Origin of the sequence: Erwinia sp. B116 (assembly GCF_002865965.1) — a bacterium.
Lineage (GTDB): Bacteria > Pseudomonadota > Gammaproteobacteria > Enterobacterales > Enterobacteriaceae > Erwinia.
This window is the reverse complement of record NZ_JRZZ01000013.1, coordinates 94,276-105,201: the sequence shown is the minus strand read 5'-3', so window position 1 is coordinate 105,201 and position 10,926 is coordinate 94,276. Positions and strand designations below refer to the sequence as shown.

General features: G+C 59.3%; 10 protein-coding genes. 7 read left to right on the top strand and 3 right to left on the bottom strand.

What is annotated here, in order from left to right:
* A partial coding sequence (locus NV64_RS11645) for a Tar ligand binding domain-containing protein (protein ID WP_146005479.1) occupies positions 1-987 on the bottom strand: 987 nt, incomplete at its 3' end.
* Between the two features lie 417 nt (positions 988-1,404).
* On the opposite strand from NV64_RS11645, the gene NV64_RS11640 reads away from it, so the two are divergent.
* Positions 1,405-1,839 (top strand): DoxX family protein, encoded by a 435-nt coding sequence (locus NV64_RS11640; protein ID WP_101505974.1) that lies wholly within the window; start codon positions 1,405-1,407, stop codon positions 1,837-1,839.
* A 37-nt stretch (positions 1,840-1,876) separates the two neighbouring features.
* On the opposite strand, the gene NV64_RS11635 is transcribed toward NV64_RS11640, so the two are convergent.
* Complete coding sequence (locus tag NV64_RS11635; protein ID WP_056238124.1) at positions 1,877-3,199, bottom strand: aromatic acid/H+ symport family MFS transporter; 1,323 nt, start codon at positions 3,197-3,199, stop codon at positions 1,877-1,879.
* Positions 3,200-3,517: 318 nt separating this feature from the next.
* Between NV64_RS11635 and NV64_RS11630 the strand changes: the two genes are divergently transcribed.
* Positions 3,518-4,441 carry a LysR substrate-binding domain-containing protein gene (locus NV64_RS11630; protein WP_056238126.1) on the top strand — a complete coding sequence of 308 codons (924 nt, stop codon included), beginning with the start codon at positions 3,518-3,520 and terminating at the stop codon, positions 4,439-4,441.
* Between the two features lie 128 nt (positions 4,442-4,569).
* On the opposite strand, the gene smrA is transcribed toward NV64_RS11630, so the two are convergent.
* Entirely contained in the window at positions 4,570-5,142 is a 573-nt protein-coding gene (smrA, locus tag NV64_RS11625; protein ID WP_056238484.1) for a DNA endonuclease SmrA, read from the bottom strand.
* A 427-nt stretch (positions 5,143-5,569) separates the two neighbouring features.
* Here smrA and NV64_RS11620 point away from each other — a divergent pair, with 427 nt between their 5' ends.
* The 5 genes from NV64_RS11620 to NV64_RS11600 all read left to right on the top strand — a co-directional run bounded on the left by NV64_RS11620 (position 5,570) and on the right by NV64_RS11600 (position 10,710).
* Complete coding sequence (locus NV64_RS11620; protein WP_056238130.1) at positions 5,570-6,325, top strand: FNR family transcription factor; 756 nt, start codon at positions 5,570-5,572, stop codon at positions 6,323-6,325.
* A 115-nt stretch (positions 6,326-6,440) separates the two neighbouring features.
* Positions 6,441-7,391 (top strand): universal stress protein UspE, encoded by a 951-nt coding sequence (gene uspE, locus NV64_RS11615; RefSeq protein ID WP_101505973.1) that lies wholly within the window; start codon positions 6,441-6,443, stop codon positions 7,389-7,391.
* 279 nt (positions 7,392-7,670) lie between these two features.
* Entirely contained in the window at positions 7,671-8,171 is a 501-nt protein-coding gene (locus NV64_RS11610; RefSeq protein WP_369878878.1) for a DUF2946 domain-containing protein, read from the top strand.
* Between the two features lie 221 nt (positions 8,172-8,392).
* Positions 8,393-10,426 (top strand): TonB-dependent copper receptor, encoded by a 2,034-nt coding sequence (locus NV64_RS11605; RefSeq protein WP_056238138.1) that lies wholly within the window; start codon positions 8,393-8,395, stop codon positions 10,424-10,426.
* A 17-nt stretch (positions 10,427-10,443) separates the two neighbouring features.
* Entirely contained in the window at positions 10,444-10,710 is a 267-nt protein-coding gene (locus tag NV64_RS11600) for a DUF2534 family protein (protein ID WP_056238142.1), read from the top strand.
* Positions 10,711-10,926: the final 216 nt, after the last annotated feature.

Sequence of the window (10,926 nt, the reverse complement as noted above, 5' to 3'; positions counted from 1 at the left end):
GGTAGCGGACGCCGCTTCCGCCAGCTGGCTGGCCTGATGCGCGTTGTCGGCGTTGAATTTCACCGTTGCGGTCAGCTGCTCCATGCTGGCGGCGGTCTCTTCCAGCGCCGCCGCCTGCTGCTCGGTGCGTGAGGAGAGGTCGTTATTGCCGCTGGAGATCTCCTCAGCCCCGCGCCAGATGCCGTCGGTGCCGCTGCGAATGGCGCTAACCGCATCGCGCAGGCTGTCCTGCATCGCGCTCAGCAGCGGGACCAGCTGGCCGACGCAGTTGCGGCCCATATCCTCAACTGGCTGGCTGAGATCGCCGTCGGCAATCAGGCGGAACTGCTGGCGGATGCGGTCCAGCGGACGCACCAGCATGCTGACCAGATAGCGATCGGTAAACAGCAGGATCAGCAGCCCGGCGGCCAGCGCCAGCGCCAGCACCACTTTGGTCATCAGCGTCAGCCGGTCGACGGTAACCCGGGTCTGATCGAGCTTGGCGGTGGCGGCGGCGTTGAACTGTTCAACGTGGCTGCCAAATTCCCGGCTCAGCGCCGGGGTGACGCTGCTGGCGTGCCGGCGAAACGCCTCACTGTTACCCTGCGCCGCCAGCTGCATCTGCGGGTTCACGCCGCGATCGAGCAGCTGCTGCCAGCTGTTGATCACCGGTGTCACCAGTTCATCGCCCAGCGGGCCGGGCGCCTGCTCTTTAAATCGGACCAGCAGGCCGTTCATGTTATCCAGCGCCTTCTGCGCCGAGGCCAGCTCCTCCGGCTTACCGGAGTCGAGCGCGCGGGTCAGGCGGGTAATAAAGCGGAAATAGCGGTCATTGCCCTGGCTTAGCGTGTTCATCTGGCTGACCAGCTCACGATCCAGCGCGTTGCCCTGCGCTAACTGATTAAGCGAGTAGATGCTGTAGCCGCCCACCGCGCCCCACAGCAGGCAGAACAGTCCGAGCACCCACAGCATGACCGCACGGATGGTGTAGTTTTTTAAAAGTTGCATAGTGACTCCATAACCTGGTGAAACCGTTGAGATTTTAGTTTTTAGGGTATTCAACGTAGGTTATCGGCATATTTACGGCAAAGGTGAGCAGATAACACTATAGAAAGGATACTGAATCGCCCGATCGTACCAGGCGAAAGAACAGGATAAGCCGCTGTTGTGACAGAGTATTCTTCTTTAAACCCGCCAATAAATCAGCAGATAACGTTATCTGTGGCCGCAACAAAAGTATTTCTGATTGTTTCAGTACGGGCGTTTCTCCCCGCAGAGCGCCGTAGGTTGTTTAAAAAACCCTCCCGCCGGCGGTTTTGCAGATTATGCTGATAGCAGAGCCGTACCGCGGGCGGCAGGATCTCAGCGCCCGACGCGGCGCGTTTTACGCGCCCGCCCCCTTCTGCTATCTAAAAGGATGACCCGATGTTTACCTCAATCAATAACGGATTTTCCCGCTTCGCCGATACACCCGATTTTGGCAAATTGCTGCTGCGCGTCTCGCTCGGGGCGCTGCTGCTGTTCCACGGCTTCTTTAAAATGCAGCACGGCGTCGGCTGGATCGCGCGCCTGCTGGAGGGGCACGGCCTGCCGGGCTTTATCGCTTACGGGGCCTATATCGGTGAGGTGCTGGCACCGGCGATGATCGTGCTCGGCCTGCTGACCCGCCCGGCGGCGCTGGTGATAGCAATCAATCTGGTGGTGGCGACGCTGCTGGCGAAGAGCGGCGTGTTCTGGGATCGCACCGCGGTCGGTGCCTGGGCGCTGGAAGTGGAAGCGCTGTACCTGTTCGGCGCGCTGGCGGTGATGTTCCTCGGCGCCGGACGCTATACGCTGGTGCGCGACGGTAGCCTGACCTGAGACGTGGCCTGCCCGCGCTCAGGCGGGCAGGCCCGCGTTACTGCGGGTGCCAGGCGAAACGGTATTTCGCCACCAGCATCAGGCTGGTCAGCACCGCCGGGATCGCCAGGAAAGAGAAGACGTCGGTAATATTCCAGCCCATTGACAGCATCTGCGCACCGGCAAAGGCGCTGAGAATGGCACCGATGCGACCAATGCCGTGCATCCAGCTGGAGCCGGTAGCGCGGGCGCGGGTCGGATAGTAGCTGGCCGAGAGCGCATTCATGCCGGTGTTGGCGCCGTTGAGGCAGAAACCGCTGCAGAAGGCGATGGCGCTCAGCAGCCAGGCATCCGCCGGTGCGAAACCGATGCCTACCGTGGCAATGGCGCCGCTAAAGTAGATGGCGGCCAGCGCCAGGTTCGCGTTAAAGCGATCCATCATCCAGCCGGCAAACAGCGAGCCGACCGTGCCGCCCGCCTGATACATGGCGGTCACCAGCGCCGCCTGGGTCACCGTCATGCCGACATCTTTTACCAGCGACGGCAGCCAGCTGCCGATCAGGTAAACCAGAAACAGCCCCATAAAGTAGCTGCCCCACAGCATCAGGCTGCCAAAGCGGTACTGGCGCGACAGTACCAGCCGCACCGCGGCCTCTTTTACCTGCGGTTCGTTAAGCTCAAAGCGGCTGTCTTCCCGGGTGCTGCCCGGCCGCATCCGCTCGACGATCTGCCGTACCTGCGCAGCGGGAGCGTTGCGCGTCAGCATAAAACGCACCGACTCCGGCAGCCCGCGCATCAGCAGCGGCAGCAGCAGCAGCGGCAACACGCCGCCCATCACCAGCACCGAATGCCAGCCGTAATGCGGGATCAGCCAGGAGGCGGCAAAGCCGCCGCTGGCCGCGCCAAAGGTGAAGCCGCAGAACACCACGGTGATCAGAAACGCCCGTTTACGCTCCGGCGAATACTCCGCCACCAGCGTGCCGACGTTGGGCATCGCTGCGCCCAGCCCCAGCCCGGTCAGGAAGCGGAACAGCATCAGCTGGTCAAGATTTTGCGAAAAGGCGGTGGCCAGCGTCCACAGGCCAAAGAAGAACACGCTGCTGAGGATCATCACCCGGCGGCCAAAGCGGTCGGCCAGCGGCCCGGCAAACATCGCCCCCAGCGCCAGCCCGATCAGCGCGGCGCTGATTACCAGCCCGAGCTGGTGGTTACTGACGCCCCAGGCGGTTTTCAACGCCGGAGCAATAAAGCCCATCAGCGCAATATCCATGCCGTCCATCGCCACAATGGCAAAGCTCAGGGCAATAATGCGTTTCTGATAACGGCTCAGGCCACCCTGGTTGATTAATCCACGGATATCGATCGCTGCGGTACGGTTCACTTCGCGCTCCCTGGCTGGTTGACTCCCTGCGGCAGAGCGCGGGACCGGTAAAAATTGCTGGCTATCATAACGGATAGTGATGACGTTGACTCGTAAAAATGGGCAGTTTTTCGATAATGATTATCATTTCGGAGCATTGCACCGCAGCCCTGACGGGCGAAGAACGATAAGCTATACGCATATCCCGGCCGCTAAGAGGGAATAAAAGTAATAGATACGCCGGTATTTCCGCCAAATGTTAATTAATTTTTGCAATAAGGTTAACAAAACCCACAGGCAAGACTTGCCAGGGCCTCCTGCGGGTTACTACTCTGAGCTATGGACAAAAATTACGTTTTTAATCAGCGCATTCGCCTGCGCCACCTGCATACCTTCGTGGCCGTTGCCCAGCAAGGCACGCTGGGCCGTGCCGCCGAAACGCTGTCGCTCAGCCAGCCGGCGCTGTCAAAAACGCTTAACGAGCTGGAAGAGCTGACCGGCGTGCGGCTGTTCGAGCGCGGGCGGCTGGGTGCACAGCTGACCACCATGGGCGAACAGTTCCTTACTCACGCGGTGCGGGTACTGGACGCGCTGAACCATGCCGGGCAGAGTTTCCACCTGCCGCAGGCGCGCGATCCGGAGGTGCTGCGGGTCTGCGTGCTGACCACGGTGGCGCTGGGGATGCTGCCGTCGATCCTCGAACGGTTTCACCAGCAGCAGCCGCAGACCATCGTGCAGGTCGCGACCCTGCACAATAACGTGCTGCTGGCCGGGCTGAAGGCCGGTGAGTTTGACGTGGGTATTGGCCGCATGGCCGATCCCGGCCTGATGACCGGCCTGACCTATGAGCTGCTGTTTCTTGAGTCGATGCGGCTGGTGGTGCGCCCCGACCATCCGCTTCTAAGTGACAACGTCACGCTGTCGAAAGCGCTGTCATGGCCGGTGGTGATCTCCCCGGAAGGTACCGCCCCACGGCGCGTTGCCGAGGCGATGCTTAAAGACCAGGGCTGCCGCCTGCCCGCCACGCTGGTCGAGACCTCAGCCACTTCCCTGGCGCGCCAGCTGGCCTTACGCGCCAGCTACGTCTGGTTTGTGCCCTCCGGTGCGATCAAGGACGACCTGCTGCACAATGCGCTGGCGGCGCTGCCGATCTCCTCGCACGGGCCGGGCGAACCGGTGGGCATCGTCACCCGCTCCGGCAAGCCGCTGAGCCTGAGTGCCGAAGTGTTTTTATCCACGGTACGTAAATCCCACTCCGGCTGAACGGAGTGCCTTGCACGGCGGGGCATCCCTTACCTGCCAGCCTGTTATGGCGGCTAAGCTCCCGATGCGCATACTGCCGGGTCTCGCCTGCTGTCGAGCTCAATCACGGCCGTAATCCTGTACCGGCGCTAGCGGCTGCGTTTCGCATGGCGTTCGCGGTTCTCCTGGCGCGCCTGCTCGCTTTTACGCAGGCCGACGTAACAGGCACCGCTGCCGCCGTCTTGCGGCCGGGCGGCACAAAACGCCTGTACCGACTCAAACTGCGGCAGCCAGCGCATCAGATAGCTGCGCACGATATTGGCATGAGACCGATCGTGGCGGCCTTTACCGTGCACGATCAGCAGGTTGCGCCAGTTCTCCTGCTGCGCCTGGCCGATAAACAGATACAGCCGCTGGCGGCACTGTTCCACCGAAACCCCACGCAGATCGATACTGGCCTGCGGGGCATATTTCCCCAGCCAGAGTTTGTCAACCACGCCCTGCTGCATGCCGGCCGCCTGCCACGCGAGATCGGTGGTGCAGGGGACGATCTCCAGCAGTCCGCTGGTCAGCGGGTTATCGAGCTGCAGCTCCTGCTGGCGATCGCGGTCGGGCCTGGTCGCGGACACCGGCAGCCACAGCGTGCTGCCGCAGGTTTTCAGCGGGGTAACGTCACCCATCGCCTGTTGAAAAAGATCGTTGTCGTCATGATGGCAGGTCATCGCCTCTCCCCCGATGCTGTAGATTGCCACCTGCGTAATGCGGGGGCGGATAAATTTTAGCATACGTCGTTAAAGGAAGACCTGACCGTCATCAGACCGGGTCAGCAACCGTCGCGTCGTCACCGCGACTGATTAGCAGACTTAAACTAAATTTATTTAAGGCAACCGTTGAATCCATTAAAATTGATTTAGATCAAGTTTACAGTTATTAACGAAGCAGAACCTCTACCCGGCTAATGCACGGAGATAATTTTTAGCGTATAGAGCGGCAAGTACGATGAAGACTGGATTGTTACACGTGAATCACATAAAGAAACAATTTTCGCAACATACTTATATTTAATACCTTTTAACTGCTCAGATGAGTTTTCATCCGACCTGTAACAGGGTAAAATTGATTCCAGTCAATTATCATCGAGCGTAGATTATGATTCCCGAAAAGCGAATTATCAGCAGACGCGTACAATCCGGCGGTTGCGCCATTCACTGCCAGGATTGCAGTATCAGCCAGCTTTGCATCCCGTTCACACTTAACGAGCACGAGCTTGACCAGCTGGACAATATCATCGAGCGTAAAAAGCCGATCCAGAAGGGACAAACGCTGTTCAAGGCCGGTGACGAGCTGAAGTCGATCTACGCTATCCGTGCGGGTACCATTAAAAGCTACACCATCACCGAGCAGGGCGATGAACAGATTACCGGTTTCCATCTCGCCGGCGACCTGGTAGGCTTTGACGCCATCAGCGCTAACCAGCACCCGAGCTTTGCCCAGGCGCTGGAAACCGCGATGGTCTGCGAAATTCCCTTTGAAACGCTGGATGACCTGTCGGGAAAAATGCCCAACCTGCGCCAGCAGATCATGCGTCTGATGAGCGGCGAAATCAAAGGCGACCAGGAGATGATCCTGCTGCTGTCGAAAAAGAACGCCGAGGAGCGTCTGGCCGCCTTTATTTATGGCCTGTCACGCCGCTTCGGCCAGCGCGGTTTCTCGCAGCGCGAGTTCCGTCTGACCATGACCCGTGGTGATATCGGCAACTATCTTGGCCTGACGGTGGAAACCATCAGCCGCCTGCTCGGCCGCTTCCAGAAAAACGGTATGCTGGCGGTGAAAGGCAAATACATCACCATTGAAAATCATGAAATCCTCTCCCAGCTGGCCGGCCAGAGCCGCGCAATTGGCTGACCCTTTGCCGGGTTAATATTTGTTATTTTATTGATCCGGCAACAACTTTTCCGCTTTTTCCTTTGCCATGATTGGGCTATCTTTAAACGACATGCTCAGCGTAGGGGAACCCGTTATGGCTAACTATCAGAATATCCTTGTGGCGATCGACCCGCAGCAGGACGACCAGCCCGCATTGCGCCGTGCCGTCTATCTTAATCAACGGCTTGGCGGCAAAATCACCTGTTTTCTGCCGATTTACGACTTCTCCTATGAGATGACCACCCTGCTCTCCCCTGATGAACGCCAGACCATGCGCAAAGGGGTGATCGGTCAACGCACTGAGTGGATCCGCGAACAGGCGCAGGCTTATCTGGCCGCCGGGGTGCAGATCGACATTAAAGTGGTGTGGCACAACCGGCCGTTCGAAGCGATTATTCAGGAAGTGCTAAACCACCAGCATGACCTGGTGATTAAGATGGCCCACCAGCACGATCGCCTGCAGGCGGTGGTGTTCACACCGACCGACTGGCATCTGTTGCGCAAGTGCCCGTGCCCGGTATGGATGGTGAAAGACCAGGCCTGGCCGGAAGGCGGCAAAGCCGTGGTGGCGGTTAATCTCGCGAGCGAAGAACCGCATCACGACCCGCTGAACGCCAAGCTGGTGCGCGAAACCCTCGACCTGGCGGAGCGGGTTAACCATACCGAAGTGCATCTGGTCGGGGCCTACCCGATTACGCCGATCAATATCGCCATTGAGCTTCCCGACTTCGACCCGAGCGTCTACAACGACGCCATCCGCGGCCAGCACCTGGTGGCGATGAAGGCGCTGCGGCAGTCGTACAGCATCGATGAGAAGTTTACCCACGTTGAAAAGGGTCTGCCGGAAGAGGTGATCCCGGCCGTCGCCGAGCATCTGGACGCCGGCGTGGTGGTGCTGGGCACCATCGGCCGCACCGGTTTTTCCGCTGCGTTTCTTGGCAATACCGCAGAGCAGGTGATCGATCACCTGCGCTGCGATCTGCTGGCGATTAAGCCCGATGGATTTATCTCGCCGGTGGCGCTGGATGACGATGACGATGATTAAGCCCAGCGGCTTATTGTTGCCAGCATGTTAAAATTAGCGCCGGATAAGCAGAATAAATCTGACTTCCGGCGCAATAATCACTTTTAATTAAATAAGGCTTTAAACTTCTGAAAGAAAATCGTTACACTTTAGCCCACCTGTAATACGCCATGATGGATCGCTGGTTTGTTGTTATCTTATCGTCTGACGCATAGCCGAATATCTGCCTTTATCGCCCTGCTGGCGATCGGGCTGCTGTTTATTGCGCCGGACATTTCCAAAATCCTCGAACAGCAAAGAATGTCCGCCTGGGGCGGAATGCGCATGGGGATGCATGAGATGACGATGCCGCAGGCTGGCATTAGCGCAACGGGCGAAAGCGAATCAGCATCGGGCCATAGCGCGATAACCGGCGAGCGCTTTAGCCATCATTCCACAGGCTCTGCAACGCCAGATAACGCCGCAGCAGCAGAAGGTCACCCTTCCAGGCACAGACATCATTCACAGACGCCAGGGCAGCGTGGCGCAGAGCCTGCGCACCAGGGGCACACGACATCTGCTACTGAGACACGGGCTGGTACCGGGGCCGATTCGACCCACCCTCACCCGCGTGGTATGGATGAGTTCAGCTGCGGCTACTGTGAGCTGCTGGCACACCTGCCGATACTGGTGTGGATCTTTATCCCGCTGCTGTGGCTGATCCTGCTGACCAGCCGCCTGCCGCCGCCACTCGCATTACCCCCTTACCCGCAATGCTGGTTCCCCGGCACTTCACAGCCGCGCGCGCCACCACACGCCTGATCGCTCCTCGTTTATCCTGCATTTGCCGCCTGACGCGGTAATAACATCGCGTCGCGAATAAATATGTGCACTGCACAGGGTAACTGACGCCTTAAATATACCGTTGTTTAATTTACCCGGTGCTGAATAACGTCAGTGCCGGTAATGAATCTATTTTTCTTCTCACTGTTGCGATCAATCGTTCGCAGGCCGCCCTGTGCCGCCATTAAAAGGAATTGATTATGCTACCTCGTTATTTTCCGCTGTCGCTACTGACGCTCTCTCTGTTTGCCGCTCAGGGCCAGGCCGCCGACCTGCAGTACGCCGAACCGGTGATGACCGTCACCGCCCCGGCGCAATCGCCGCTGACCATCGTCACCTCGCCGAAAATCCCGCGCCAGCCGGTACCGGCCAGTGACGGCTCTGACTACCTGAAAACCATTCCGGGCTTCGCCCAGGTGCGCAACGGCGGCACCAACGGTGACCCGGTGCTGCGCGGCATGTTCGGTTCACGCCTGCGCATACTGACCGACGGCAGCGACATGCCCGGAGCCTGCCCGGCGCGTATGGACGCCCCCAGCTCCTACATTTCACCGGAAAGCTTTGACCTGCTGAGCATCATTAAAGGACCCCAGACCGTGCTGTGGGGCCCGGGCAATTCAGCAGGAACAGTGCGCTTTGAGCGTGAACCGCCTCAGTTTGATGAAGCCGGCGTCAAGGGCGATGCCAGCCTGCTGACCGCCTCTAACCGCCGCAACGACGGCAATGCGGATATCAGCCTCGGCAACGAGCAGGGCTACCTGCGCGCTATCGGCAGTAAGTCACGCGCTAACGACTATAAAGACGGCAACGGCCAGCGCGTGCCGTCAAAGTGGGATAAGTGGAGCGCTGACGTGGCGCTGGGCTGGACGCCGGAAAAAGACACCCTGCTGGAACTGAGCGCCGGGCGCAGCAACGGCGAAGCCCGCTACGGCGGCCGCGCAATGGACGGATCGCAGTTCAAACGTGAAAGCCTCGGCCTGCGGCTGGAAAAAAACAACATCAGCGACACCTTCGACAGGTTCGAAGCGCAGATTAAGTATAACTACGCCAACCACATCATGGATAACATTACCCTGCGCGCCCCTTCAGGTATGATGAGCATGTCCGGAATGGCGAGCGCCGACATGGACATGAGTGACATGGACATGGGCGATACGGGCATGGACCACGGCATGTCGATGCAGGTGGATCGCCGCACCGTCAGCGGCCGGATGATGGGCACCTGGCTGTGGTCCGACTTCAAACTGGAGAGCGGTATGGATATGCAAACCAGCACCCACCGCAACCGTCAACAGGCAGGCGGTGCCTGGATCAGGGACGCCCGCTTCCACGACGTGGGTGCCTTTGGTGAACTCACCTGGAGCGCCGACGAACAGAACAAGGTTATCGGCGGTGCCCGTCTCGATCGCAGCTGGGTGGACAGCTTTGCCACTTCCGCAGACGCATCAAGAAGTGCTACCCTGCCCGCCGGTTTCCTGCGCCTGGAGCACAGCCTGCAGAAGTCGCTGATGGTCTATGCCGGTATCGGCTATACCGAACGCTTCCCGGACTACTGGGAACTGTTCTCGCCGACTTACGCCGCCGACGGCCATTCGAGGGCGTTCGATAAGGTGAAAACGGAAAAAACCACCCAGCTGGATTTCGGCGCGAAGTACAGCGGCCAGCGGTTGGACGGCTGGGTTTCAGCCTACGTGGGGCGGATCAACGACTTTATCCTGTTTAACTACGATCCAAACAATGCCTACATCAGCCGGGTCAGCAACGTTGACGCCACCATCATGGGCAGCGAAGCCGGCTTCAGCTATAAACTGAGTGACAGCCTGACCACCGACGCCAGCCTCGCCTGGGCCTGGGGGCAAAACAGCTCCACCCACCAGCCGCTGCCGCAAATGCCGCCGCTGGACGGCCGCCTCAGCCTCACCTGGCAACAGGGCGACTGGAGCACCACCGGCCTGCTGCGCATGGTCAGCAGCCAGAACCGCATCGCGCTCAACCAGGGCAACGTGGTCGGCAAAGACTTTGAACGCAGCAGCGGCTTCGCGGTACTCTCCGCCAACGCCGCTTATAAAGTGAATAAAAACGTCAGGCTCAGCACCGGCGTCGACAATATTCTCAACCAGGCCTACAGCGAACACCTGAACCTGGCCGGTAACAGCGCCTTCGGCTACTCGGCCAGCACCCCGGTCAATGAACCTGGCCGCACCTGGTGGGCCAAAGTTAACGTGAAATTTTAACTAACAAGGAGATCGTCATGTCCATGTTTCCCCCAGGCAAAAAACGCCGCAACTTCTTTATCGCCCAGGGCATCCTCTGGCTCTGCATCGCCGTCGTCATGGTCAAAGCGATCATCGGCGGCGCCATCAACGAATACAACATGCCGTTCAACACCTGGCCGGTAGAACTCTACGTCTCCGAATTCTTTATGATCATGATCTACACCAGCGTCTTCACCCTGCTGCTCTCGATCCCGCTCTGGTACTGGTTCCTCGGCGAACAGGACCCCAACTCCCGCGGCTAACCCCCCCACAGGCCACAGCTAACGCTGTGGCCCGCCAACGCCCCTCCAGCGCCCCCCACAATCCAACCCACAGTCCAATCCAAAGTCCATTTTTCGGGAGGGCAGCGGGATGAGCCCGGAGCGGGGTAACCCGCGGAGGGTCGCCCGCTGACAGGCCCGGCGTATCCCGATCAACCAGACAACACGCCCTTCCTCCTCATCAGGCCACACCCCCGC